This is a genomic window from Kineosporia babensis (assembly GCF_021129305.1).
GTDB classification, from domain to species: Bacteria; Actinomycetota; Actinomycetes; order Actinomycetales; family Kineosporiaceae; genus Kineosporia; species Kineosporia babensis.
This window is the reverse complement of sequence record NZ_JAJOMB010000003.1, coordinates 211,212-236,338: the sequence shown is the minus strand read 5'-3', so window position 1 is coordinate 236,338 and position 25,127 is coordinate 211,212. Positions and strand designations below refer to the sequence as shown.

The 25,127-nt window shown below is 68.0% G+C and carries 22 protein-coding genes; 15 read left to right on the top strand and 7 right to left on the bottom strand.

From position 1 onward, the window contains the following. Positions 1 to 60 precede the first annotated feature (60 nt). Both LR394_RS06950 and LR394_RS06945 read left to right on the top strand, forming a co-directional pair. Positions 61 to 816: an SDR family oxidoreductase gene (locus LR394_RS06950; protein WP_231439672.1), complete on the top strand. Its 756-nt coding sequence runs from the start codon at positions 61 to 63 to the stop codon at positions 814 to 816. Between the two features lie 124 nt (positions 817 to 940). Continuing rightward, positions 941 to 1,546 carry a hypothetical protein gene (locus tag LR394_RS06945; RefSeq protein WP_231439671.1) on the top strand — a complete coding sequence of 202 codons (606 nt, stop codon included), beginning with the start codon at positions 941 to 943 and terminating at the stop codon, positions 1,544 to 1,546. 50 nt (positions 1,547 to 1,596) lie between these two features. Here LR394_RS06945 and LR394_RS06940 read toward each other — a convergent pair whose 3' ends face one another. Continuing rightward, a complete protein-coding gene (locus LR394_RS06940; RefSeq protein ID WP_231439670.1) occupies positions 1,597 to 2,565 on the bottom strand; it encodes an AraC family transcriptional regulator in 969 nt (322 codons plus the stop codon). Positions 2,566 to 2,605: 40 nt separating this feature from the next. Between LR394_RS06940 and LR394_RS06935 the strand changes: the two genes are divergently transcribed. Then, positions 2,606 to 3,340 (top strand): SDR family oxidoreductase, encoded by a 735-nt coding sequence (locus LR394_RS06935; RefSeq protein WP_231439668.1) that lies wholly within the window; start codon positions 2,606 to 2,608, stop codon positions 3,338 to 3,340. 71 nt (positions 3,341 to 3,411) lie between these two features. On the opposite strand, the gene LR394_RS06930 is transcribed toward LR394_RS06935, so the two are convergent. Continuing rightward, on the bottom strand, positions 3,412 to 4,275 hold the full coding sequence (locus LR394_RS06930; RefSeq protein WP_231439666.1) for an alpha/beta hydrolase family protein: 864 nt from the start codon (positions 4,273 to 4,275) through the stop codon (positions 3,412 to 3,414). A gap of 194 nt (positions 4,276 to 4,469) precedes the next feature. On the opposite strand from LR394_RS06930, the gene rfbB reads away from it, so the two are divergent. From rfbB to LR394_RS06905, 5 genes are all read left to right on the top strand, one after another. Beyond that, positions 4,470 to 5,444, top strand: a complete 975-nt coding sequence (gene rfbB / locus LR394_RS06925; protein ID WP_269328773.1) for a dTDP-glucose 4,6-dehydratase — start codon at positions 4,470 to 4,472, stop codon at positions 5,442 to 5,444. Between the two features lie 166 nt (positions 5,445 to 5,610). Beyond that, entirely contained in the window at positions 5,611 to 6,234 is a 624-nt protein-coding gene (locus tag LR394_RS06920; RefSeq protein ID WP_231439662.1) for a GNAT family N-acetyltransferase, read from the top strand. After that, positions 6,231 to 7,349 carry a dTDP-4-amino-4,6-dideoxygalactose transaminase gene (gene rffA, locus LR394_RS06915; protein ID WP_231439660.1) on the top strand — a complete coding sequence of 373 codons (1,119 nt, stop codon included), beginning with the start codon at positions 6,231 to 6,233 and terminating at the stop codon, positions 7,347 to 7,349. The genes LR394_RS06920 and rffA overlap by 4 nt, the downstream gene beginning before the upstream one ends. Positions 7,350 to 7,360: 11 nt before the next feature. Further along, positions 7,361 to 9,604 (top strand): TDP-N-acetylfucosamine:lipid II N-acetylfucosaminyltransferase, encoded by a 2,244-nt coding sequence (locus LR394_RS06910; RefSeq protein ID WP_231439658.1) that lies wholly within the window; start codon positions 7,361 to 7,363, stop codon positions 9,602 to 9,604. Beyond that, positions 9,601 to 10,320 carry a WecB/TagA/CpsF family glycosyltransferase gene (locus LR394_RS06905; RefSeq protein WP_231439656.1) on the top strand — a complete coding sequence of 240 codons (720 nt, stop codon included), beginning with the start codon at positions 9,601 to 9,603 and terminating at the stop codon, positions 10,318 to 10,320. The genes LR394_RS06910 and LR394_RS06905 overlap by 4 nt, the downstream gene beginning before the upstream one ends. Here the strand turns inward: LR394_RS06905 and LR394_RS06900 are convergent. Together LR394_RS06900 and LR394_RS06895 are read right to left on the bottom strand one after the other, a co-directional pair. Further along, complete coding sequence (locus LR394_RS06900; protein WP_231439654.1) at positions 10,317 to 10,967, bottom strand: response regulator transcription factor; 651 nt, start codon at positions 10,965 to 10,967, stop codon at positions 10,317 to 10,319. The genes LR394_RS06905 and LR394_RS06900 overlap by 4 nt on opposite strands. Beyond that, positions 10,961 to 12,955 carry a sensor histidine kinase gene (locus LR394_RS06895; RefSeq protein WP_231439652.1) on the bottom strand — a complete coding sequence of 665 codons (1,995 nt, stop codon included), beginning with the start codon at positions 12,953 to 12,955 and terminating at the stop codon, positions 10,961 to 10,963. The genes LR394_RS06900 and LR394_RS06895 overlap by 7 nt, the downstream gene beginning before the upstream one ends. Before the next feature lie 464 nt (positions 12,956 to 13,419). On the opposite strand from LR394_RS06895, the gene LR394_RS06890 reads away from it, so the two are divergent. After that, positions 13,420 to 15,003, top strand: coding sequence for a serine protease (locus LR394_RS06890; protein ID WP_231439650.1), 1,584 nt, complete (start codon positions 13,420 to 13,422; stop codon positions 15,001 to 15,003). Between the two features lie 78 nt (positions 15,004 to 15,081). Then, positions 15,082 to 15,681, top strand: coding sequence for an RNA polymerase sigma factor (locus LR394_RS06885; protein WP_231439648.1), 600 nt, complete (start codon positions 15,082 to 15,084; stop codon positions 15,679 to 15,681). A gap of 14 nt (positions 15,682 to 15,695) precedes the next feature. On the opposite strand, the gene LR394_RS06880 is transcribed toward LR394_RS06885, so the two are convergent. Continuing rightward, on the bottom strand, positions 15,696 to 17,312 hold the full coding sequence (locus LR394_RS06880; RefSeq protein ID WP_231439646.1) for a multicopper oxidase family protein: 1,617 nt from the start codon (positions 17,310 to 17,312) through the stop codon (positions 15,696 to 15,698). 293 nt (positions 17,313 to 17,605) lie between these two features. Here LR394_RS06880 and LR394_RS06875 point away from each other — a divergent pair, with 293 nt between their 5' ends. The 3 genes from LR394_RS06875 (at position 17,606) to LR394_RS06865 (ending at position 20,726) form a co-directional block, all read left to right on the top strand. Further along, positions 17,606 to 19,516, top strand: a complete 1,911-nt coding sequence (locus LR394_RS06875) for a hypothetical protein (RefSeq protein ID WP_231439644.1) — start codon at positions 17,606 to 17,608, stop codon at positions 19,514 to 19,516. Between the two features lie 229 nt (positions 19,517 to 19,745). Beyond that, positions 19,746 to 20,231 (top strand): hypothetical protein, encoded by a 486-nt coding sequence (locus LR394_RS06870; RefSeq protein WP_231439642.1) that lies wholly within the window; start codon positions 19,746 to 19,748, stop codon positions 20,229 to 20,231. Between the two features lie 123 nt (positions 20,232 to 20,354). Further along, positions 20,355 to 20,726 carry a PH domain-containing protein gene (locus LR394_RS06865; RefSeq protein ID WP_231439640.1) on the top strand — a complete coding sequence of 124 codons (372 nt, stop codon included), beginning with the start codon at positions 20,355 to 20,357 and terminating at the stop codon, positions 20,724 to 20,726. On the opposite strand, the gene LR394_RS06860 is transcribed toward LR394_RS06865, so the two are convergent. After that, positions 20,695 to 21,531 carry a helix-turn-helix transcriptional regulator gene (locus tag LR394_RS06860; RefSeq protein ID WP_231439639.1) on the bottom strand — a complete coding sequence of 279 codons (837 nt, stop codon included), beginning with the start codon at positions 21,529 to 21,531 and terminating at the stop codon, positions 20,695 to 20,697. The genes LR394_RS06865 and LR394_RS06860 overlap by 32 nt on opposite strands. Before the next feature lie 101 nt (positions 21,532 to 21,632). Here LR394_RS06860 and LR394_RS06855 point away from each other — a divergent pair, with 101 nt between their 5' ends. Beyond that, a complete protein-coding gene (locus LR394_RS06855; RefSeq protein ID WP_231439636.1) occupies positions 21,633 to 22,463 on the top strand; it encodes an oxidoreductase in 831 nt (276 codons plus the stop codon). A gap of 91 nt (positions 22,464 to 22,554) precedes the next feature. Here the strand turns inward: LR394_RS06855 and LR394_RS06850 are convergent, their stop codons facing one another. Continuing rightward, positions 22,555 to 24,426 (bottom strand): ricin-type beta-trefoil lectin domain protein, encoded by a 1,872-nt coding sequence (locus LR394_RS06850; protein WP_231439634.1) that lies wholly within the window; start codon positions 24,424 to 24,426, stop codon positions 22,555 to 22,557. Positions 24,427 to 24,551: 125 nt separating this feature from the next. On the opposite strand from LR394_RS06850, the gene LR394_RS06845 reads away from it, so the two are divergent. Next, positions 24,552 to 24,992 carry a hypothetical protein gene (locus LR394_RS06845; RefSeq protein WP_231439632.1) on the top strand — a complete coding sequence of 147 codons (441 nt, stop codon included), beginning with the start codon at positions 24,552 to 24,554 and terminating at the stop codon, positions 24,990 to 24,992. Positions 24,993 to 25,127 lie beyond the last annotated feature (135 nt).

Sequence of the window (25,127 nt, the reverse complement as noted above, 5' to 3'; positions counted from 1 at the left end):
CCCCAAGGCCGGTCGATTTGTCCGATACTCGTCGCATCCACGGAGGGAGCACAGCACACCATGACCGACCTGAGCGGCAAGGTTGCGATCGTCACCGGATCAGCTCGCGGGATCGGCAGGGCGATCGCCGTGCGGTACGCCGCGCTCGGCGCCCGCGTCGTGATCAACTACTTCGGCAACGAGGAGGCGGCCAAGCAGGCCGTCGCCGACTGCCAGGCGGTGGGGAAGGCCGAGGTCATCGCCGTGAAGGCGGACGTCTCCCAGGTCGGGGAGATCGAGCGGCTGTTCCGGACCACGCTGGAACGCTTCGGCCAGGTCGACATCGTGGTGGCCAACGCGGGGCTCGAGCTGGTCGACCAGCCGGCCGTCGAGGCCACCGAGGAGCAGTTCGACCGGCTCTTCGGGACCAATACCAAGGGCGCGTTCTTCACCCTGCAGAAGGCCGCGAAGTACGTGAGCGACGGGGGCCGGATCATCCTGATCGGCTCGAGCAGCACGGCCTCGCCGGTGCCGGGGACCGGGCTGTACTCGGCCAGCAAGGCGGCGGCCCGCCAGCTGGTCCGGGTGCTGGCGGTCGAGCTGATCGATCGGCAAGTCACGGTGAACACGATCCTTCCGTCCCCGAGCGCAGGCGCGGGCGTGTTCACCGATCTGGCCGACGACGCCCCGGAGCACGAGTTCTTCGCCCGGCTGCGCTTCGGGCAACGACTTGGCCGTCCTGACGACGCAGCGGATGCGGCCGAGTACTTCGCCGGGGATCTGGCGGGCTACGTCAGCGGTCAGGCGTTGCTGCTCTCCGGCGGATCCACCTTCTGAAAGCCGGTTGCCCAGATTCTTTCAAGATCCTTTCGACCCAATCCGGGTTCGACCGCATCTCAGTCTGTAGGGCGCTACGGCAGCGCCCACGTCACCCCCGACAGCGACAGACAGGAGAGTGGTCATGGTACGGCTCAAGGGAATCACCGCGGCAGGCTTCTTGGCGATCGGTGCGCTGGTCACGTCGGCCTGCGGGTCGGAGTCGGCATCGGGCGCGGGGAACGAGCCGGAATCCGTGGACAGCACGGCGGTGGCTGCGACCACCAGCGCGGCGCCGGTCGAGGCGGTCGAGAAGAGCACGCCGACCTCCACGGACGAGGAACTGCCGGAGGACGGCCTGGGTGCGACGATCGTGCCGGCCGATGTTCTGGAGGGAGGGCTGACGCTGGAGGACGAAGGCCTGTCGATGACGGACGACGACACCGGGCGTCAGTTGTTCACCTTCGAGTCCCTGGGTGGTGACCTGTACCAGGTGAAGGGCACCGACGGTTCGGGTGAGCTGGAGCCGCTGTGCTGGCGCGCCCCGGACCAGGACGAGATCAGCCCTTCGCCGATCGTGGCGGGGGAGTGCGACACCGGCGAGGAGAACCTGGAGTTCGCCTTCTCGAAGTCCGGCGACGGGTACGTGATCAGTCGTGAGAACGGCGAGCTGAAGCTGAATCTGGGCAAGAACGGCCTGGAGTACGGCGACAAGCTGACCACGAAGTGGAAGGTCGTCATCCCTGGCTGACCCCCGGGCGATCCCCGACTGCGGCCGCCTGCGGGCCGGCTGCGGTCGGGTCAGCTGCCCGAGGCATCGCGGTACTGCTTGGGCGAGGCGCCGACCACCCGCCGAAAGGCCGTGCTGAAGGCACTTTCGGACTCGTAGCCGGTGGCAACGGCGAGTTCGGAGATGGAGTGGGTGTTGCGGCGCAGGGCGTCCCGGGCGAGGCTCATGCGCCACTGGATCAGGTAGTCCAGAGGTGCTGTGCCGAGCCGCTTCTTGAAGGCTGCCGCGAACGCCGAGCGGGACATCCGGGCGAGCGTGGCCAGCTCCTGAAGCGTCCAGCGGTGGGAGACGTCGGCGTGCAGGGCGCGCAGGGCGGCACCGATGCCGTCGTCCGAGAGTGCGCCGAGCCAGCCGATCGGATGCTCGCTCTGGTCGACATGGGCGCGCAGCACATGCACGAAGAGCACCTGCGCCAGGTGGTCCAGCACGAGAGAACTGCCGACGCTCTGGTTCTTCACCTCGGTGCTGAGAAGCTGGGCCACCAGGGCGAGCTGACCGTTGCTCCGGTCGCCGGCCTTGACGTGAACCAGCCGGGGCAGCACGTCGGTCAGCATCGCGGCGTTGGCCTCGTCGAACCAGAACTGCCCACCGCACGCGCCGAAATCCTCATCGGCCTCGGCGCCGATGCGCACCTGGCCGTTCACGGCGCTCTCCCACATCGCCTGCGCCGGTAGCGGTTCGGCGGTCAGGGAGCTGGCCAGCCGATAGGCCGGAGGGCTGACCAGCAGGAAGAGGTCGCCCTCGGACAGTCGCACGGGCCGGCTGCCGTCCTCGAACGTCAGCCAGCACTCGCCGCGGTCGATGCCCCCGATCCTTACGTACTTGAAAGCCTCGAACTGTAACGCCCACGACCCGGCTGCGCTGATGTCCGGATAGACCTCCGTACGGGGGCGGAGCAGGCCAATGGCGCCGGCGATCGGGTCGCTGGAGCCCAGCAGCGGCTCAGTGCTGGACGATGCGTAAGAAACTGTGGACGTCACGTTATGGATCGTACGCCCCCGCGGATCCACCATCGTTCTCATGACCACCACGCATCAGACCGCACTCGTCACGGGTGCCAACAAGGGCATCGGCTTCGAGACCGCCCGTCAGCTGGCTCAGCAGGGGTTCACCGTCTGGCTGGGATGCCGAGACGCCGGCCGCGGCGAAGCGGCCGCGAAGGATCTGGCCGCCGACGGCGACGTCCGCTTCGTCCAGCTCGACGTGACCGATGCCGACAGCATCCAGGCCGCCCAGGAGCACATCGCCGATCGCAGCGGCGTCCTGGACGTCCTGATCAACAACGCCGGCATCGCCCTCGGCGACCAGGAGGGCCCGGCCAGCACCATGCGACCCGAAACGATCGAGAAGACGTTCGACGTGAACTACTACGGCACGCTGCGCGTCACCCAGGCCTTTCTGCCGCTGGTACGCAAGGCGGAGGCCGGGCGCATCGTGAACCTGAGCAGCTCGATGGGATCACTCAGCATGCTCACCGCGCCCGAGCAGCCACTGGCCCAGTTCGGCCTGAGTTACGCCTACGCCACCTCCAAGACCCTGGTGAGCACCCTGACCGGATGGCTCGCCGTCGAACTGAAAGACACTCCGGTGAAGGTCAACTCGGTCTGCCCCGGGTTCAACGCCACCGACATGAACGGCAACATGGGGACCCAGCACCCGTCCGAGGGCGCGAAGGTGGTCGTGCAGGCCGCCACGTTGCCGGCCGACGGTCCCAGCGGCAGCTTCTTCGACGCCGGCGGCCCGGTGGGCTGGTGATTGAGCTACGAACGCTGATGGGGGTCGGGAGAACCTGAACCGGGCAGCTCATGCTCCGGCGGGCAGTCGCTTCAGGAGCAGGTGTTCCGGTAGTCGGAGACGCTGCGGTCATGGGCTGGGCCGGGGCAGACGAACCGGCGGTAGCGCTGGTCGTCGTCCACGAACAGCTTCAGCCAGGCGACGCTGTACTTGGCCATGGTGGAGTTGGCGAAGAACGGCGCGAAGTGGGTGGCGTCGTCGAGTTCGAGGTAGGCCTTGCCGGGGGAGTCGGGCAGGCTGCGGTAGAACGGCTTGGCCTGCAGGTCGACCGGGGCCACGGTGTCCAACTCGGCGCCGATGATCATGGTCGGAACCCGGTTCTCGGGGAAGGAGAGGGTGGTGCTCCAGGGTGTCAGTGGCACGGCGGCCTTCAACGAGGGACGTAGCCGGCCGGCTTCCAGCGCACCACCACCTCCGAGCGAGTAACCCAGAACGGCGAGCCGCCCGGGGTCGATCCGGTCGCGCACCCGGCCGTCCTGGGTGGCCTGGTCGAGCGCGGCCAGCAGTTGCCGGCCCCGATGAGCGGGCTGGTCGCCGCGGGTCTTGGTGTTGATGTTGACCACCACGAAGCCGTGCGAGGCCAGGCGCGCGGCAAGCCATTTCAGGCTGGAACGCTGGGCGATGAAGCCGGTCGACATCGCCACCGCCCCGAAGCGTCCCTGGCTTGTGTCGGTGGGGTAATAGATGTCGGCCCCACCGAAACCCTCGGCGTCGGAACCGGAGATCGACGCCTGCGAGATGGTGAACGGTCCTTGCTCGGCGGCGATGGACGCTGCGGTGGGAGCCGGGCCGCGTTGGTGGGTAGGCGGCTCTTCGGCGTGCGCCTGCGAACCGAACAGCAGACCAGCGGTGACCAGGGTGACGAGGAAGAGGAAGCGGCGACGCACAGTGGGCACGAAGCGATCTTGGTGAATGGTGGATACGGGTTCAAGGGAAAAGACGAACGGGCGGCGAGGTTGGGGTCTATCGGGCAGTCTCGCTTCGTTCCGGTGACGAAGAATGTCGGACCGGTGACGCACCTCGCAGATTCGTCACGAGCACGCCGCCGGAGGCCCGCATACTGAATGCTCCGATCGAAGGGGGCTGTGGGATGCGCATTCTCGTGACGGGTGGGGCGGGGTTTGTCGGATCGCACTTTGTGCGCAGCGTTGTGACCGGGAGGTATCCGGAACTGGCCGGCGCTCGGGTGACGGTGCTTGACAAGCTCACCTACGCGGGTAGCCGGGCGAACTTGGACCCGGTCCGCCCGCATCTGGAGCTGGTGGTCGGGGACATCCTGGATCGCAGCCTGGTCGATGCTCTGCTGGCAGCGACCGACCTGGTGGTTCACTTCGCGGCCGAGTCGCATGTGGACAGGTCGATCGTCGCTGCCGGCGACTTCGTGAGGACGAATGTTCTCGGCACCCAGACGCTGCTGGATGCGGCGTTGCGGGCCGGTCCGTCGGGCATCCGGTTCGTTCACGTGTCGACCGATGAGGTGTACGGCTCGATCGAGCACGGCGCCTGGGACGAACTGCAGCCGCTGGAGCCGAACTCGCCGTACAGCGCGAGCAAGGCCGGTAGTGATCTGATCGCCCGTGCGTACGCGCAAACCTATGGCCTGGATGTAGTGGTGACTCGATCGTCCAACAATTATGGGGCGTACCAGTTTCCGGAGAAGCTGATTCCACTGTTCGTCACGAATCTGATGGACGGGCACAGGGTTCCGCTGTACGGCGACGGCCTTCAGGTGCGGGACTGGCTCCATGTGGACGACCATTGTCGAGGGGTGGCGCTGGTGGCCACCGGCGGCCGGGCCGGCGAGGTCTACAACATCGGTGGTGGTACGGGCCTGACGAACCGCGAGCTCACGCAGCTGCTGCTCGATGCCTGCGGGGTCGGGTGGGAACGGGTCCGGACGGTCGAGGACCGGCGAGGGCATGACCGGCGTTACTGCGTCGACTTCGGCAAGATCCGGGCCGAACTGGGCTACGAGCCGCTGACTTCGCTCGAGGTGGGCCTGGGCGAGACCGTCCGGTGGTATGCGGCTCATCGTGCTTGGTGGGAGCCGTTGAAGTCGCGGTAATGGCCTTCTTTCACACCTGCACTTCCCGGCGCGTTCTTCGCCGTCGTCCCGAAAATGTTGCGTTTTCCGAAGCGCTGAGACAAGTTTGGTCGGCAGGTGATCGGACGTTCGACGGGGGAGTGGTTCGATGGTGTCTGCCCATGGGCGAATACGGCCACTCGCCTGGTTGAGCGAGCTCTTCGGCCGCCCGCACGCGGAGGTCGTCCTCGATCCGGCCGGCCCGGTCCTGGCCTTCGCCGAAGGCATCCACTACCAGGTCAAAGTACCTGCTGGTAAGGCTGATCCGCTGGTCGAGGCGGGATTCCGGAGCGTGGTCGGTGAACTCGATTTCGACCTTCCGCTGCGCCCGGGGCCGGTGGATCCGCAGATCCGGGAGGCCGGTCCGAGGGATATCGGAACGGTCCGGGAGATAGCCGCTACCGCGCTGGTGCAGAGCCGATTCACGCAGCCCTGGTACTCGCCGGACGAAAGACGGCGTCTTTATGCCGAGTGGGCCACCAACGCCGTGCGGGGAGCATACGACGACACTTGCCTGATGCTCGCCGACCGGGGCTTGCTGAGCTTACGGCTGACCGGCGACGGTGCCCGGATCGGGCTGCTCGCGGTTGCTCCGGTCCACCAGCGCCAGGGGGTGGGGGCAGCATTGCTGGCGGCTGCTTCGGGCTGGTCTGTGCAGCGCGGGTTGTCCCGGCTCCGCGTGGCTACACAGGACGGCAACCTCGGCGCCGTCGCCCTGTACCAGGCCCATCAGGCCCAGGTTCGGGCGCACAGCCACTGGCTCTACCGATGATTCCCTTCCACCGGCGCGCCCGGGTCGGTACCGAGCTGGCGTTCATCCAGGAGGCTCTGGACGGTGACGGGCTGAGCGGTGGCGGGTCGCTGAACCGGCGGTGCGAGGCCTGGCTGGAGCACGAACTGGGCTGTCATCGGGCCCTGCTCACGCCGTCCTGCACGGCCGCGCTGGAGATGGCGGCGCTTCTGCTCGGGGTCGAGCCGGGTGACGAGGTGATCATGCCGAGCTTCACGTTTCCCTCCACGGCCAACGCCTTCGCCCTGCGGGGAGCCCGGATCGTCTTCGTCGACGTGCGTCCGGACACGCTCAATCTCGACGAGAACCTGCTCGAGGCCGCGCTCACACCAAGGACTCGGGGTGTCGTGCCGGTGCACTACGCCGGGGTCGGCTGTGACATGCGATCGATCCTGGATTTCGCTCAGCGGCACGGTTTGTGGGTGATTGAGGACGCGGCCCAGGGGCTTTTGTCGGAACGGGAAGGTCAGGCGCTGGGCACCCTGGGTGACGTCGGCTGCCTGAGTTTCCATGAGACCAAGGGAGTTACCGCCGGGGGCGAGGGCGGAGCTCTCCTGATCAATCGTCCCGACCTCCTCGAGCGGGCCGAGATCATCCAGGAGAAGGGCACCGACCGGGCGCGGTTCCGCCGGGGCGAGGTACCCGAATACAGCTGGCAGGAAATGGGGTCCAGCCATCTGATGTCGGAAGTGCAGGCCGCCTTTTTGCTGGCACATCTGGAGGCGGCCCGGCACATGACCGAGCGCCGCCTGGACCTCTGGAACGGCTACGCCGAGGCGCTGAGCGAAAGTTCTCTCGGGCTTCCGGTGGTGCCGCCCGGAGAACAGCACAATGCGCACATCTTCGCGCTACGGGCACCCAGTGTGCCTGCTCGCTCCGGGCTCATCCGGGCGCTGCTGGCCGAAGGGGTGATGACGACGTCGCACTACGTCCCGTTGCACTCGTCGCCAGCAGGAAAACGTTTCGGCCGGTTCAGCGGTGCCGACCGGGTGACCACCGAGGCCAGCCGGCGTCTGCTGCGTCTGCCGCTGTTCTACAACCTGACCGATCAGGAACACCGCACGGTCATCGACGCTGTCCTGCGCCACAGCTGCTGAAGGAGTTGCGCATGATCCACCTGCTGGGCACGGACATCCCGCACCACAATGCTGCTCTGCTGACGTTCTTCGACCAGGTCCTGGCGCCGGAGCAGCCCGAGCGCCCGGTGTTCTGGGTGGTGAGCCGTACACCGGGCCGCTATCCCCACCTCGATGTCCGCCATCTGCCTGACCAGGCGAGCCTGGGCCGGGCGGTGATCTGGGCCGCGATGACGAACCGGCGCGAGCACTTCTTCCTGCACGGCCAGTTCAATCCGGTTGTCTGGGCGGCTTTGCTGGCGCGCCTGATCAAGCCGGACCAGGTCACCTGGCACATCTGGGGCGGCGATCTGCACGAGAGCCTCACGGGAGCCAAGGCGAACATGCTTTACCGGGCGCGGCGTTGTGCCCAGGGCCGGATCGGGCGGGTACTCGGGACCCGGGGAGACCTGGCTGCCTACTCCCGGCGACACCCCGCAACGGCGACCGACCTACTCTACTTTCCCACCCCGTCCATTGCTCCTGAGAAGAAAAGCAAGGATGGAACTTTCACCGTGCTCGTCGGAAACTCGGGGGATCGGTCGAACCGGCACATCGAGGCCCTGCTGAGCGTGCGCGAGCGGTTCGGCCGCGATGTCCGGGTCATTGTGCCGCTCGCCCACCCGAACGGGAACGAGTTCTACCGGCAGCAGGTGGACAGCGCCGCGTCCGGTCTGTTCACTCAGGCCGATCTGATCACCGAATGGCTTTCGCTCCAGGAATTCTCGTCCCGGATCGCCGGCTGCAACCTGGCCTATCTGCCCGCTCGGCGGCAGCAGGGCATCGGTACGCTGAGCTTGCTGCTGCGCCATCGCATCCCGGTCGTCCTGGACCGGGAGAACGAGTTCATCGTCGACCTCACACAGGCCGGGGTGCCCTTTCTGCTCGACGGCGACGATCTCAGCCCGAAAGCGATCGAGCTCTGCCGAGAGCGCCTGGCCGGCATCGACCTGGACGCAATTCCTTTCGTTTCTGGGCCGGACCTTGACGGCTGGATGCGGGTACTGAACGCCGACCGCGCGGCGGCACCGGCCTTCTCCTTCGACACCTGGTTCACCCTGCTCCTCCTGGTGACCAGCTACCTTGGTGTTCCACTTTCGGCGCTCTTGGTCGTGCTCTTCTCCGACCCCGGCCACCCGGCCGGAGCAGTGGTCGCGGCCCTGGCGCTGCCGGTGGCCTTCTACACGATGTACCGGGCGGCCTATGCTGTTCCCGGCGATCTCAAGATCGCCGTCCCGGACCTTTCGGCGGACGAGGCGCGTTCGACGTCAATAATTCTCGCCGGTCTGGCCGGTGCTTCGCTGGCTGCCTTCGTGGCCCGGAACGGACTGCTGCTGTTCCGGATCACCTCCTACGGTCAGGCGTTCGGCCAAGAGGTGCGCCTGATCTTTCTCAAACGCTTCACCTACTATCTGATTCCGGCGGCGATGATCGTCTATCTGCGCCGGCCCACCCGAGCCCGATGGCTGGCCTTTCTGCTGGCCACAGCTGGTTTCGGAGCCTTGACCTATCTTGCGGTGGGCGGAGTCCGGGCCAACCTGGCCATGGCTCTGGCCTTCTCGGTGGCCTTGGGTATCGCCGACGGCCATCTGCCGGCTCGTCTGTTGCCGGTGCTGGGTTTCGCCGGAACGGTTGGGATGTTCGTCCTGGCTCTGGGCCGCTACCGCCTGAACCTGGCGGGGGCTTCCCGTCTGCATGCCTTTCTGTACATGACCCGGGACACGTTCTCGCCCTGGGAGCATCTGGCGCTGATCCTGAGCCGAAGGAAAACGGTCGAGCATCAGGGAATCCGGCCGATCCTGCGCGACTTCCAGGTTTTCGTACCGCACCGCCTGTGGCCCGGTCGGCCGGACATCACTCTGAACACGGCCAAGTACTTCACCTGGAAGGTCCATGGAGGCGAACGATTGACGTCGTTGTCGCCGACGCTGATCGGATCGGCCTGGATCATGGGCGGTTTGGGAGCGGTGGCTGCCGTTGCTGCGTCTACCGGTTCGGTGGTAAGGGTTTTCGATACGGTGCTGGAGAAGGCATCGCGACCTCAGGAGCGACCAGGTGATGCTGTGCTGACCGCGTTCGCCCTGTCGTCAGCCTTCAACCTGGTGGTGCTGGCGAGAGAAGGCCTGGACTCGTTCGTCTCCCGCACCGTGGTGCAAGCCGGGGTCTTCGGCGCCGCAGTGGGTCTGGCGCGCCGGCTGTCCAGAGGGCGCCGAACGGCAGGAGAGGTCGGGGCATGACCGGCTACGAGATCCGTGGGTTGTCGATCAGCAACTACCGCGATCAGAGCGTGCTTCTGGACGACGTCTTCGGGGCCGACGGCGTGGCCACCGGGACCATGGTCGCGATGAACGCCGAGAAGATCGTCATCGCCGAGACCGACATAGACCTGCGAGACAGCATCGAGAAGGCGGACTACCGATATGCCGACGGCGTGAGCGTGGTGCTGGCCGTACGGCGTCGGCACGGCGTCCGCCTGGCCCGGATCGCCGGGGCCGATCTGTGGCAGAGCATGATGCGCAGGGCCGCCCAGCAGAACACCCCGGTCTTCCTGCTGGGTGGGCGGCCTCCGGTATCGCTGGAGGTCGAGCGTCGTCTGCGGGTGGACTGGGGCGTACACGTGGTCGGTCGGCGGCACGGTTACTTCGCCGAGAGCGAGCGCGGCGACATCATGCGCGAGATCCGGGACAGCGGCGCCCAGATCGTCGCTGTGGCCCTGGGCTCGCCGAAGCAGGAGATCTTCATGCAGGAGTGCCACCGCCGACACCCGGCGGCCCTGTACATCGGGGTCGGGGGATCGTTCGACGTGGTCAGTGGCCACGTGCGGCGGGCCCCGGTGCTGCTCCGGCGGTGCGGCATGGAGTGGTGCTACCGCATCCTGACCAACCCCAGCCGCTGGGGCCGGGTCAGAAGACTGGCCCGGTTCGCCGGCTACTACTGGCGCAATCGGCTTTAGACGAGGTGCGCCTTCTGGGCCAGGAGCGCCGCCTTCACCCGGTCGGCCACCCCGAGTTTGGCGAAGATGCCGGTCATCTGGTTGCGGATGGTCTTCTCACTCAGGTGCAGGTGCTGGGCGATCTCCAGGTTCGCGCAGCCCTTCGCCACCAGGACCAGGATTTCCAGTTCCCGGTCGGTGAGCTGGTCCATCTCGGCCGGCAGCGACCTGCGGTGGCGCCCGGCCAGGGGCGCCGGCCGGGGGAGCTCGACGTCGGGCCCGAGCACCCGGGCTCCGCCGGCGGCGGTGCGCAGGGCGTCGACCAGCAGATCGGGCGGCTCGGTGAGCTTCAGCATGTAGCCGCAGGCCCCGGCGTCCAGGGCCCGGCTCACCGTGGCGTCGTCCTGGTCCATCGAAATGATCAGAACCTTCGCCGTGGGCCGGGCCCGGAGGATGCGCCGGGTCGCCTCGATGCCGTCGCCGTCGGGAAGGTTGATGTCCATGGCCACCACGTCGATCGGGTGCAGCGTGGCCAGCTGCTGCGCCTCGGCGACGGTGGCGGCCTCGTGGACTTCGCCGACCCATTCCGTCCCGGCGAGCAACGAGCGCAGGCCCCGCCGGACCACGCCGTGATCGTCCACGATGAGCAGACACTGGTCCTTCAGCATTTCTGGCCCCCCACCTCGTTCCCCCGCACCGCCAAGGGCAGCGGAAGCATCACCCGGATCTCGGTCCCACCCCCGGGAACGTCTCCAATACTGAAGATACCGCCCAGCTCGGACGTCCGGGCCCGCATCGAGTCCAGACCTTCACCCCGGCGGGCCTGAGGATTGATCCCGGTGCCGTTGTCGCGCACGGTGATTCGCAGGCTGTTGTCCCGCACCACCGCGATCCGGCAGGCCGTGGCCGCCGAGTGCCGAACCACGTTCGTCAGGGCTTCGCTGAGGATGCGGTAGGCAGCGGTCTCCACTGCCGCGGGCAACGCACCGAGATCATCGGCGACGTCCTGCTCGAGAACGACGTCGGCCTCGGCGAATCGCCGGCACATCATGCGGATCGCCGGCGCCAGGCCGCCGTCCAGCGCGGGCGGGCGGAGCTGGTCCACCACCTGGCGCATCTCCGTGGTGCACTGCTGCAGGTCGCCGGCCAGATCGGCCAGGAGGGCGGCAGCTCGCTCCTGGTCGGTGACCATCCGGCGGGCGGCGGACAGCTGCATGGCCATGCCGGCCAGAGTCGGCCCGAGCCCGTCGTGCAGATCCCGGCGCAGGGAGCGGCGTTCCTCTTCCCGGGCGACGACCAGGCTCTCGCGGGAGTCGCGCAGGTCCACGATCAGCCGGGTGGCTTCGGCTGCCACCGCGGCATGCCGAGCCGCGTTCTCCAGCAGGCGGCGCTCGGTCGGGCTGAAGCGGCCGCTGCGGGTGCGTGGTGCGGCCAGGAGGCGCCCGACCTGCTCACCCCGGCTCATCATGGCGAATGCTTCCAGCTCTACCTCGGCGCGACCGTGACCGGCGACGATCTCGGGTCCGTGGGGCCCGGGAAGCTCCGCACCCACGTATGGCAGGCGCAGCGAGCGCGCCACGGCCGCCATCAGGGAAGGCAGGACGTCATCGGGCCGGCCCGCGTTCTCGGTGATGCCACCGATCGTGGCCATGAAGGTGTAGGGGTCGTTGCGGTCGCCGAAGACCAGGTGATCCACCGTGCCCTGCACCCGCCGCCGCAGCGGATCGAACGTCACCGCGATGACACCGGTGGCGGCCAGCGACGCCGTGGAGTCGTCGTGCTGCTGGGTGAGCGTGCGCAGCATCGTCACCAGAACCACGAAACCGACGATCACCAGAAGCGTCATCACCAGCCAGACCAGCGTCCGGTCGACGACCTGGTCAAGGTCGTAGAGCCGGAACCGCAGCACGGCAACCGTCATGGCGACGGGCAGGGCCAGGGCCGCCAGGGCCCAGCCGCCGGGGACGGCCAGGGTGTCGAGAGCCAGGCCGATCAGGAGCAGGACGGCCCCGGCCAGCAGGCAGGCGAGCTGAGAGCGGGTCTCGCCCTGGCTCGTTCGCCAGCGCCGCCACAACGACACCAGTACCGCCACACCGGATGCGAGCGTCAGCAATCCGCCGATGATGGCGACCCGGACCAGGAACTGGGCTCTGGGGGTGAACTCGGTGAGCGCGGTCGCCAGCGTCCGGGGATGATCGAGGGCGGCCACCGCGAGTGCTCCGGTGATCGTGACGCTCAGAATCACCAGCAACCCCGCCAGGCCCCGCCACCGCTTCGACGGCAGCCGGCCGTCGGGGAAGAACAGCAGCGCGAGGAAGATCAGGCCGAACGGGGGCCACCAGGCCCACTGGCTGATCCAGGCCAGCGGCAGCCACGAGGCCCAGCTCACCGCCAGGACTTCCACCAGCGCCGTGATCCCGGCCAGGGCCAGGAGCAGACCCACGGTGTGGCGCTGCAGGTTGGCCAGGATGAGCGCTCCCATGGCGGTGAACAGCGCAGCCAGAACGGCCATCGACCCCACGCTGGCGACGGCCGCATCGCTCTGGCCCGTGGCCTGCCCGGCGAGCACGACCGCCGCGCTGATCCCGGCGGCCCCGAGCGCGGCGATCGCTTGGGGCGGCCACGATCTGAGCCCGTCCGGGAGATGAGGAATCATTGGTGGTCGCCCGCTCCGTCAGCTGTGTCGTTGAGAACAAGTTCGTTTCCGGCTGCTGTACCGCTTCCGGCCGTGAACATCCGCGCAGCTCCTGGTCTCATCCGAGAGTAGTCAATTGCGTAGGCTCACCCGGTCAGGATGATGAATCACGACGTCCCGCCACCAGGACAGATGTCCCAGCGGTGATCGGCGCCGAAAAGCATTTCGACACGGGCATCTGCAAGTGACTGGCTGGTCGCCCTTTTGGCGGGAATTCTTTCGGATCGCGGTGGATCCCGGCCCCGGTGGGCCGTAACGTGTTCGACCCACGGCTGAATCGGAAATTGAGGACGCGTGACACCAGTGCCGTTGTCGGTGCGCCTTTCCGGCCGGGTAGAGCCGAAGACCCGGGCCATCATCAGGAAGATCGCGCGAAGAGGCACCTTCCGGGTCTGACCTGAGGACGTCGAACGGGATCGGTGAGCATGAGCTGGATCAGTGAGAGCTACGAGAATCTGCGGGTGTCCGCCCAGGCTTTCGACCGCGTACGGGTCGAGGCCGGCTGTGCGGATCTGATCGCCGGCCTCAGGAGCGGCGCCCCGGCGGACGCCGAGAGCGCCGAGGACATTCTCGAGTTGTTGCGGCGCAAGAGGTATCCGCGTCTCCTGCTCCGGGTCGCCGATGCGCTCTCGCAGAACGGTCACGGTACGCCCGCGGTCCGGCGCCGCTACGCCCAGGCCCTGATCGACCAGGAGGAGCTGATGGCGGCGGATGCGGTCCTGGCCGGGCTCACCGACACCGAGGACGAGGACGAGGACCTACGGGTCGCCGGCCTGCTCGGACGCCTGCACAAGCAGCTTTTCGTCCTCACCGGCCCTGCGGCGGGCGAACGCCGGGCCGCCCACCTGGGCCAGGCCGTCCGGGCCTACGAGGACGCCTACCGGCGCGACCCGACCCGGACCTGGCACGGGATCAACGTCGTCGCCCTGCTGGCCCGCGCCGAACGGGAAGGCATCCTCCTCGCCCGGCCGCAGGCCGAGCCCTCGTCGGCGCTCGCGGCCCGGGTGCTCGAGACCACGCTGGCCGACGAGGGATCCGCGGGCCCGTGGCGGTGGGCGGTAGCGTTCGAGGCGGAGCTGGCTCTGGGCCGTTACGCGCGGGCAGCACTACGGCTGCGGCAGTACCTTGACAGCCCCGACACGGACGGCTTCGAGCTGGCCAGCACCATCGACCAGCTCGTCGAGGTATGGGAGCTGAACCCCGACAACGAGCCCGGTGCGACGTTCCTGCCTCCGCTGCAGGCCGCTCTTCTGCGCAAGGAAGGCGGGCGGGTGACGCTCGATCTTCCGGGGATCCAGGCGGCCCAGGACGCCGCCGCACTGGGGACGACGCTGCTTCAGGATGCGGGATTCCAGTCTCTGGACTGGATGGCCGAAGGGGTGCAGCGTTGCCGGACGGTCGCCCGCGTCGACAACGAGTACAGCGAGGGAATCGCCACCGGGTTCCTGGTCCAGGGCTCGGCCTTCGGGGACGGTCTTCCGGAGGCGGTCCTGCTGACCAACGCACATGTCGTGCCGGGGACCCTCAGCGCGGCGAGGACCCGGGTGCGGTTCCGCGGCCTCGGCGGCCAGGAGGATCACACCAGCGGCGTGAGCGTGCTGTGGTCGTCGCCGGCCGAGGAACTCGATGCGACCGTGCTGCTGCTGGATTCCCTCCCCGCGGGCGTGCAGCCCTGCGTCCCGGCGGCCGAGTTCCCCGAGCTCGATGCGGCCGAACCGCAGCGGCTGTTCGTCATCGGTCACCCCGAGGGCGCCGGGCGGCCGATGTTCTCACTGGAGAACAACACTCTTCTCGACCTGAGCGAAGTCCGGGTGCAGTACACCTCGGCGACGCTGCCCGGAAGCTCGGGCAGCCCGGTCTTCGACGAGCAGTGGCAGCTCATCGCCGTGCACCACAGCGGTGGCAACCAGTTGCCCCGTCTGGACCAGGCGGGTACGCATCGTGCCAACGAAGGCATCCGGCTCGACGCCATCGTCCGGGCCGTCCGGCGCTCCCGCGCCCAGCAGTGACGGACCGGGCGGAAATCCTGCGCCGGCGGGATACCTGACCCATGACGGCCGGGTCATGTCGTCGCCCAGCCTGGCGACATGACGACTTCTGCATCCTTCTGCGAGGACACCGCCCAGCCCGGCACGGCCGATCTGGTGACCCGGGCGCGGGGCGGCGACGCCGATGCCTGGACGGCCATGGTCCGGCGGTTCGACAGCATGCTGTTCTCCGTGGCCGGCGGGTTCCGGCTGAACGCCGCCGACGCAGCCGACGCGGTCCAGCGGACCTGGCAACTGCTGTTCGAGAACATCCACAAGATCCGGCAGGACGAGCGTCTCGCCGGGTGGTTGTCCAGCACCATGCGGCGCGAGTGCATCCGCACCTACCATCGCCGTACCGGTGAGTTGCTCACCGGGGAACTTGCCGACTTCACCTTCGTCGAGGTGGACGGGGCCGACGCGGAGATCCTGCTGGCGGACCGGGCCCGGGTCCTCTGGGAGAGCGTCGATCGCCTTCCCGAACGTCAGCGTGACCTCGTCCGCCTGTGCTTCGGCGGGCCGACCCCGTTGTCCTACCACGAGGTCGGCGCCGCCCTGGATCTAGCGGTCGGGAGCGTCGGGCCGATCCGCAAGCGCGCGCTGCACCGGCTGCGCGAGATCCTTCGCGAAAGCGGATTCGAGGAGCATCATCTGGCGTGATCCCGGCCGGAAGGTCAGTGCCCGTGTCCACCACCGTGCTCGGACAAGGCCATCACCTCGGCCGGGGTGACGACGAACGTGCCCATCATGCCCGCGTCCTCATGCTCGAGAATGTGGCAGTGATACATGTAGCGGCCGCTGCCCCCATCGAACCGGCCCGCTAGCTGGACCAGTTCACCGCCGTCGAGCCGGACCACGTCCTTCCAGCCGGACTCCTCGGCAGCGACGTGGCTGGGGCCGGTCGGGACGGCCGGGGTCAGGGTGCCGCCGACCTCAGGGTCGAACCCGGTGCGGTCGTAGGGGTGACGCCCGGTGATCTGGAACTGGATCAGGTGGATGTGGAAGGGGTGCGCGACTCCACTGAGGTTGAGCAGATTCCACTGCTCCCAGCCGTTCTGCTCGACGTAGAAGGTCGGTGCGTCCAGGAACCGGCGGGCCACCCGGCGCAACGTCTTCACCGCTCCGGCGACCCCGTCCACCTCCGGCATCTGCACCTGGATCACACCGTCCGTGGGAGCGCTGACGGGATCCGTCTCCGCCATCTCCCAGATCTCCGGGTGCCGGTCCGGCACCAGCGTGACCACCAGCCACCGATGGGCGTGCCCGGGCATGCTGTGATGATCCAGCCGCCGGAACGAGCGGGAGAGCTTTCCGGGTAGCCTGAAATCATCATTCGTGGCGCAGGTCTCGTCCACCCGGAACTGCATGATCTCCGGGTCTGCCCCGGCGTTCGCAGCGGTGTTGACCAGAGTGACCCGTTGCCCGGCGAGAGCGCTGAAATCGATCAGAATGTCGGCCCGCTCGGCCGGCGTGAGGGTGAGAGAGCTCAAAGCCAGTGGCGCCGGGAGCAAACCACCGTCCGAGCCGATCTGACGGATCGCACCCGGGACGGTCGTCCCCTGTTCGTCCCGCAGTTCCAGCTGGTAGAAGCGGGCGTTGGCGGCGTTCAGGACCCGGAACCGATACCACTGCGCAGCCACGTCCAGATGCGGCCAGATCATCCCGTTGACAAGGGTGAACGGCCCGACGAAAGGCAACGTTACGATCTGCGGTTCGGCGTCGAAGATGCCGACCTTGTGCAGCAGGCGGCCGGTGAGGCGGCCATCGTCATCGGTGTCGAGATTGCGGTCGCACAGCATCAGCGGGATCTCTCGTTCGCCCTCGGGCAGGCGCAGCGCCTGCTCCTCGGCATCCCGGATCCAGTACATCCCCGCCAGTCCCGCCATGACGTTGAACGCGGTCACCCCCATCGCATGATCGTGATACCAAAGTGTGCTCGCCTGCTGATCATTCGGGTACTCGGCCAGCTGGGCCTCGCCCGGTAACATGCCGTTGTCGGTCCACCCGTCGTTACCCGCGCCGGTGCGGGCCCCGTGCAGGTGGACGACGGTCCACGGCGGTAGCTGGGCCACGGCAGCGAGGGGTTCGGCTCCTTGTCGTCCGGGTGTCGCGGTCGCCCCGGCCACCCGGACCGCGGTGATCGGCAACGGCCCGGTGAGGTCGTTCGCCCAGGCCACCCGCAACCGTTGTCCCCGGTGAACCTCGATGGTGGGACCGGGAAAGGTGCCCTCGTACGTCCACAGTTCGGTTGCCGGAAGTTCTGAGTGCAATTGGCTGTGGCTGCGCTTCATCCGGATCTCCAAGTATGAGAACGGGTGACGCGGGCAGGGGCGTAGCAACGGAGGAATCCGCAGGGGGTCAAGGAATTTGGTCAGGGTAGGGCTGGTCATGGTGGCACTCCCAACAGTGAAAGGACGGGGGTACACGGGCGGGACTGTTGCGTCACCCTCGCTGCTCCGAGTTCGGGGAACGGCTCATCGATACACATGTTTGGGCGTATTGATGAGGGGATTACCACGCTCTGCGTGACAACGGCCGGTACTCATCGTCGGCCGGTTCCGGTTCACCAGGAGGCGAGACAGAAATGCGCAGCAACCATGTGGACGAGCTCAGCGAACTGCCCGGCGGTCACCGGCAACTTCCGGACGTCATGGCCAGTGGCCCGGGAACATTCGTGGTGCCGTCCGGTTCGGCCCGGCGCGTCCTGCTGGCAACGGTGGAGGACGCTCTGCGCCGGGTGCGACTGGATCACGTGCGCCGGACCGTCCCGGTGCAGGGCGGCAACTATCGGCAGACCGCGCCCTGGGAGTTGCCGGTCGCGGCGACATTGGCGGAGGCCAACGAATCTCTCGACCGCCGGATCATTGCGCTGGGAGGTGAGTTTCCCGAACTGCGGGCTCTGCTGCGCAGTATCGCTGAGCCGGTGCAGCGTCTGAGGCAGCCGCTGGCCCAGGCGCTCACGGCCACCACCGAGGTGCTGGCCGCCCTGGCCGGTCTGATCGAGATCAGCGACGGTGAGCAGACCTGCCGGGTGGAAGCGGACGGCGGCAGCCTCCGGATCACGCTGCCCGTGGGGTCTTCACTCATGACCTCGGCGCAGTTCCTGGCTGCGGTCGCGGCCCTGCAGCGGCGGGCCCGGCAGCAGAGCCGGCCGCTCAGCGCTGCTGAACTGATGGCCGAGCAGGCTGCCCATCTTCTCCTGGCGGGCGGCGCCCGGTTCAGCGGAACGTACCGGTCCTGGGGCACCGTCGGGTTCCGCGACCACCAGACCTACATGTCGGTGACCGACCCGGGGGAGGGGCATCTCGACGGCACGCTGCGCGAAATGGGCCATCTGGACGGAGTGATCGTGCACATCGAGCACCTGGAGCGCGGGACTCGGCAGACCCGTGGGGCGGTGGAACCGTACCGGATCCCCTACCCGCCGATGGTCGCCCGGATCCGGCTCGCGCTCGGGGCCGATGCGCCGTCCTCGTCCTACGTGGGCCGGCCGGTCTTCGAGCACGGCGTGGAGACCGGCATGCTCAAGGCCGTCCACACCGTCGCAGCGGCCTGTTCCGAGTTGTTCGCCGAAGGGCTGAGCGAGTGCAAGATCGCGATCGAGGGGATGAGCGCCACCCAGGCGATCAGGTACATGCGCCACCTGAGTGCCGCCGTGCGCCGCGACCGTTTCACCCAGGTGCTGTCAGCGGCCGTCAATCTCAACACCCCGCTGCTGGACGACCGCGGAAAGGGTGGGCCCACCCTGGTCGAGGACCGGCTGGCGATCGGTCGTCTCGGCATCCGGCTTGCGCAGGAGGGCCGCTTCGACAAGGTCACCTGGGACGGGTCGGGTAACTCCTATCCCAGTGGTTGCGTGCTGGAGCAGATCACTCCGGCCGAGGCCCTCACGCTGGTCCACGAGGCGCACGAGAGGGGCCTGCTGACCTACTTCTCGGCCGGTTTCCGGATGCCTCAGGTGCGGGCCGCGGTGTTCACCGGGGTGGACGGGGTCGGCATCGGCGGAGCGCAGATCCTGCGGTACATGGATGCCGAGACCGGCCACCACGGACCCTTCCTGACCGCCAACATCGCCACGATCCTCGAAGTTCGTAACGCCGCGGAGGCCGACGTGCGCGGCCGTGGTGCCGCGCTGCTGGCCCGGCTGGACCGGATGGCGTTCGAGCTGTCCATCGGCCGAGCCGACAACAGCCGCCGGCACCGGCTGTTCCGGGCCCTGGGCGACCGTGACGACGCGAGTGTGGAGGCCCTGCTGAGAACGCTGAGTTCCATCGAGCAGATGCCCCACGACAGCGGGCCGTCGTTGCTGGGCTGGGTGGAACGGCTGCGGGCGGCTGGTCCGGACAGCCTCTTCGCGTTGCTGGTGCCGGACTGGCAGAGTCGTCTGAAGGATCTGAACGTAGCCGCGGCGGCCGGCGATCTGGAGTACCTGGCCGAGCAGTTGCTGGTGGTCCGGTCGTTCTCGTCCCAGTCGCGCTGGGCGAGCACGGCCTGATCGCGAGCCGGTAGCTGCAGTGGCCGGTGGGTGGTCCCGGACTGCCGTGCCCAGAGTGCATGGCAGCCGGGACACCCGTCCCTGGTGGCGGGACATGTCTTCCCGTCATTGTCCTGGCAGGCGCCGGCGCACGGCGCACAGTCGTTCTGGGCAGGACGCCCAGGAGTGCGGACCGGACCGCTCCGGGCGCAGCTGACTGTGGCAGCTTCACTACCCGAAGGACATTCCAATGAGCGCATCCGAGGTGCACGGCGAGGTCGGCGTGATCGTCCTCTCCAACGACAACCGCTGGGCGCACGCCTACGCGAGTCAGCACGACGCCCTGACCAACGAGGCCCTCCAGGCCCGGAAGGACATCACGTTCTTCGACGCCGGGGGACATGCCCTGGTGGCTGTCACCGGAGAGGACGGCCGGGTGCACGCACTGAAGCACAGCGACGCTCCGGCCGATCCGGACAAGCTCCGGGACCGCCTGCACACGATCCTGCGGCAGGTCCCGGAGGTGGTACGGCAGCGTCAGGGGAGCTTCAAGCAGGATCCAGCCGACGAACAGCTCACGGTGGAGGAGAAGCTGGCTCAGTTGCCGTCTCTGCAGGGGGCCGACCTGGCTCAGACGCTGGAGCTGTACCGGTCGATCCTGGGGCCGCACTCGATGGGCGAGGAGCTCCAGCACAAGGGCGGCTGGTTCCACAACGTCTTCGCCCACGGCTGGTGACCGGGCGGCCCGGGCAGATCAGTATCGCCCCGTTCGCCGCCGAGAAGCGCTGGGATCCGGGCGCTCTGCGCTTCAGCACCCGGCCCGCGGAGAGGATTTCCTCAGATTATCTAGACTGTCCGGATGATCGATTTCGCGACCGACTCCACGTTCAAGCTGACCCCGGCCTCGACCCGGGACGCCCGGTCCGTCGAGCCGCTGCTGATCCACGGTGAGGAACTGATCCACGCCTTCAAGTCGGTGCGTGACCTGGTGGTCTTCACCAACAAGCGGATCATCGCGGTCGACGTGCAGGGGATGACCGGCAAGAAGAAGGACTTCACCAGCCTGCCGTACTCCAAGGTCCAGGTGTTCTCGGTCGAGACGGCGGGCACCTTCGACATGGACGCCGAGCTGGAGCTGTGGTTCAGCGCGGTGGGCAAGGTGCGGTTCGAGTTCCGCAGCGGTGCCGACATCCGGCAGATCAGCCAGATGATCGCGACCTACGTGCTGTGAGGTTCTGCGTGCCGATCGTCATCAGCAGGTCGAGTTTGCTGCGGGCCCCGGTGCCCGGTTGCGGGGTGTAGACCACGATCCGCAGGTTCGAACCCTGGGTGGTGAGGATGCTGGAGTCCAGGGCGATGTCCCCGACCTGAGGGTGCTCCACGGTCTTGCTGCTGGCCTGATGGTCGGCCACGTCCCGGCGCCGCCACAGTCCGGCGAAGCGGGGCAGGAGTAGCAGTTGCCCGATCAGGTCGTGCAGGCCCGGGTCGTCCGGGTACCGGCTGCTGGTGGCCCTGAGGTCGGCAACGATCGACTCCTCGAACTGGTCCTGGAGCTGCGGGCTCTGGCGGACCCGGGAGAAGCCGTCGCCGAACTGCTGCAGCAAAGCGTTCTGCGGCGCGTCGGGAACGCCGAAGGCCGCGGCGAACAACGGGTTCGAGTGCAGGAGCGTCCACGTCGCGTCGTAGACGGCCGTGGGGTTGGCCGACAGTTGCTCCAGGATGCGGTGCACGCTGTGCGGGATCAGCCGGGGGACCCGGCCGGGGGCGGCGGCGTGCCCGGCCAGGCGCATCAGGTGCTCCTGCTCAGGGTCGGACAACTGCAGAGCGCGGGCCAGAGCCGAGCAGACCTGCGGCGAGGGGGTGGCCGCCCGGCCCTGCTCCAGCTGGACCAGGTAGTCGGCCGAGATGCCGGCCAGCTGGGCCAGTTCCTGCCGCCGCAGGCCCGGGACCCGGCGTTGCCCGGCCTGCGGGAACCCGACCGACTCCGGGTCCAGCCGATCGCGCCAGGCCCGTAACGCCTCCGCCAGTTGCTCCATGGGCCCATGCTGCCCCAGAGGCCTGTGGTTCTGCGTGGTACCAGCATCACCAGGGAGATCTGTAGCTCCCCGGAACGCCGGGTCGTGGCGAGGGTGGACGCATGACACGCACCCTGAAACTCGCCGAAGATCTCACCCTGACCCGGATGGGCTACGGCGCCATGCAACTCGCCGGACCCAATGCCTTCGGCCCGCCCCGCGACCGTCAGGAGGCCGTTCGGGTGCTGCGGACAGCCGTTGAGGCCGGACTCACCCACCTGGACACGAGCGATTTCTACGGCCCCCACGTCACCAACGAGATCATCCGCGAGGCCCTGCACCCGTACCGCGACGACCTGCACATCGTCACCAAGGCCGGTTTTCGCCGAGGGCCGGACGGCAGCTGGGACCCTTACCCGCAGAACATCCGCGAACAGGTCCAGGACAATCTTGACCATCTCGGGCTGGAGGTCCTGGACGTCGTCAACTTCCGGGCCGCTGGCCCGGGCCCGATCGGCGAGTACGTCGAGATCCTGGCCGGTCTGCAGAAGGAAGGCCTGGTCCGGCATCTGGGCCTGTCCAACGTGAATGCCGAGCAGATCGCCGAGGCCCGGGCGATCGCCTCGATCGTGTGCGTGCAGAACCTCTACAACGTCGTCGCCCGTCAGGACGACGCCCTGATCGACGCCTTGGCGGTGGACGGCATCGGCTATGTCGCCTTCTTCCCGCTCGGTGGCTGGAGCCCGTTGCAGTCCGACGTGCTGGCCCAGGTAGCGGCTTCGGCCGGAGCCAGCCCGCAGCAGACCGCGCTGGCCTGGCTTCTGCAGCGCTCGCCCAACATCCTGGTCATTCCGGGCACGTCGTCCGTGGCCCACCTGCGCGAGAACATCGCGGCCGCCGACCTTGAACTGTCGGCCGAGGCCGTGCAGCGTCTCGACGGCCTGGCGCAGTAGGCTTCGATCCCGGACGGATCGTGGGGGAGCGCTGGCGGTGACAGGACCCGAAAGGCCCTGGCACCGCGAGGAAGTGATGCCGGCCTGAACGTCAGAGACGCTCTTCCTGCGGACCGGCCGGTGCCTCTGGTTCTGCTGGACCGGCCGGCATCTCCGGCGTCGCCGGAGCGGCCGGTCCGGACGGTCGGGTCGGCACTGACGGGGCTTGGTCGTTGCGCTCGTCCGCGCTCACGGTCGGGCTGAGGAACCAGGTCTGCGTGGGATCGTTCCCCTGGCAGGGCGAATGGGCCACGAAACCGGTGTCCGGCAGCCGCTCGTCAGGTGTTGCGCTCAGGCAGGCATAGTCTCCGTCGACCATGTCCACGGAGGCCAGCTGCAGCATGTCCTCGCCCACCATCCGGACCTGCCAGCGCTCGTCGTTGGCGTCGCCGCACGGGGCCAGGTCGACCAGGCCCTGGAACTGCTGCTGCAGGCACGTCTCCTGCTCGGCGCTGCGTACCCTCACCTGATCGTTGCCCAGCCAGTCGAAGCGCCAGCTCTGCTGCTCGGTGCTGTCCCGGGGATCACGGTGGCCGATACCCACGTGCGGGCCGGCCTTGTTGTCGCTCTGGTTGAGAACCTGCCCGGTGAACAGGTTCTCCAGGCCTCCGCTGGGCCAGGACACGGCCAGATCGGCCGGTGAGATCCCCGGTTCCAGATCGTGCTTCAACGGCGGCGCCAGCAGCCACTCCTCACCCAGGCCACCGTTGCAGGAGCCGAGGTGGAAGTCGTCCAGGCGAGTCTCCCGGTGATCACCGACGCCCAGGCACAGGCCGGTCACGTAGTTACGCAGCCGGTACTGGTCGGAGGCCACGGAGTCCAGGTGCCACTGCTGGAACACGTCCCGCGTGCACGGGTCCAGCACCGTACCGAAATGCCCTCCCTCGAACTGTGAGATCCGCAGACAGTTGCCGGTGCGGTTGTGCAGCCGGACCAGACCGCTGGAGTTCTCTTCGAGAAACCATTCCTGGGTCGCGTGGTTCTCCCGGCGGGCCGTCACCGCAGCGGTCCCGTTCTTGTCGCTGCGGTCGCGGGTGCTGATCACCCCACCACTCTGGACGTTTTCGAGCACCCGGGGTTCGTCGAACAGATCCTGGTACTCGGCGCTCGCCCGCAGGGCCCCGATCGCCACCGGGAAATGGTCCGGGCTGGCACCGTTGAGCCGGCGCACCGGATGGTTGGGAATGACCGCCGAGCTGACGGCGTAGTCGAGTTCGCGACCATTGATGTGCGTGGCCTCACCGGAGGAATACACCTGGGTGTTCGGGGGACGGTTGAACCGGTTCGGCTCGATGTTGAAGTCGCCCGCAACCGTCCACCGGCGTCCCGGAACCTGATTCACGAACTGGTCGATCGCGGCGAGCGCGTTCTCCGCGTCGGCGCGGGCGTTGTTGTCGTCGCCGGCCCGGGAGTGCTGGGTGAAGAACCAGTCGTCGCCGAACCGCACTCCCAATGACGGACGGGCCCCGGTCGGGTTCGGGACAGCGGCCACTTCGTCGGCGGCCCGCTGGGTGACGATGGCCAGGTTGTTGCGGTTGCCGACGTAGCTGCCGCCGTTGGGGTCGGTCTGCAGGAAGTACACCTCGAACCGCTCCCGCGCCGGCCGCCAGGCGTGATGCTGGACGAATCCCGCCCGCCCGATCTGCGGCAGGTGGGGCATCGGGATGTTCGCGACGAGTTTGCCGGGCGGAGTGGGCCCCGCCTCCTGCAGGAGGACGATCTCGGCGGCTCGGGCGTGGCCGAGGACGCTGGTGGTCCACTTGGTGTCGCCGCCGCTGCTGGCGCCCTGCAGGTTCTGGGTGATCAGCGGCGTGCTGGCCAGCGGTGAGGCCTGCGCCGGGCTGATCGGCCCCAACGCTACGGCCAGCGAGCCCAGGAGCGCGGCCAACCCCAGCATCACCGCCGCACGAATGTGTCGGTTCATCAATGCTCCCCGTGGATCGACGTGTGGTGCAGGGGGACAGATCGTCTGGCCCCTGCACCGTTCGATCCCCGGCCCGGCAGGAAAGTTCGAATTCTGGGACGCGTGTGGCCAACGGTTTTAGAGGGGTGGTCGAGCCACCCACGCCGTTCGTCTCCAATCCGCTGGCCGTCAAGGTCACTCTTCTCCTGCTGAGCTTCTGGAGAAGGAGATCAACGCATGAACGACGCCGTGCTGAGCTGTCGGTCGGTGGTCAAGAGCTACGGGGAGTCCCCGGCGCTGCGAGGCGGTTCCTTACCGGCGCCGGGTGGGGCACCCTGTCCCTGCTGGCGGCCGCGACCGTGGCCGCCACGGGTGAAGGGGACGGCCCGTACACCAGCGATCTGCTGAACCAGACCGGATTGCACCCCGGCATCGTCATCGCCTTCTTGCTGCTGTGCATCCCGGCTCTGGCCTTCGCCGCCCGGGGCGCCCTGGGCACGACCGTCGGCGAGATCGACGGGGTGAGCATCGATTCCAGTTGCCCTGGGCCGGTCCGGCGGTGGTCAGCTTCGGAACCTTGTCCGTAGTCCTGATCATGGTCCGGGGAACCCTGCCGCTACTGCGCCGCAGCACCGATCCGGCGGAGCTCCGGGCCGCACCGCGTGGGTGACGGTTGTTCGACCGTCATCACGCCCGTTCGTCAGGCCACAGAATCCTCAGGC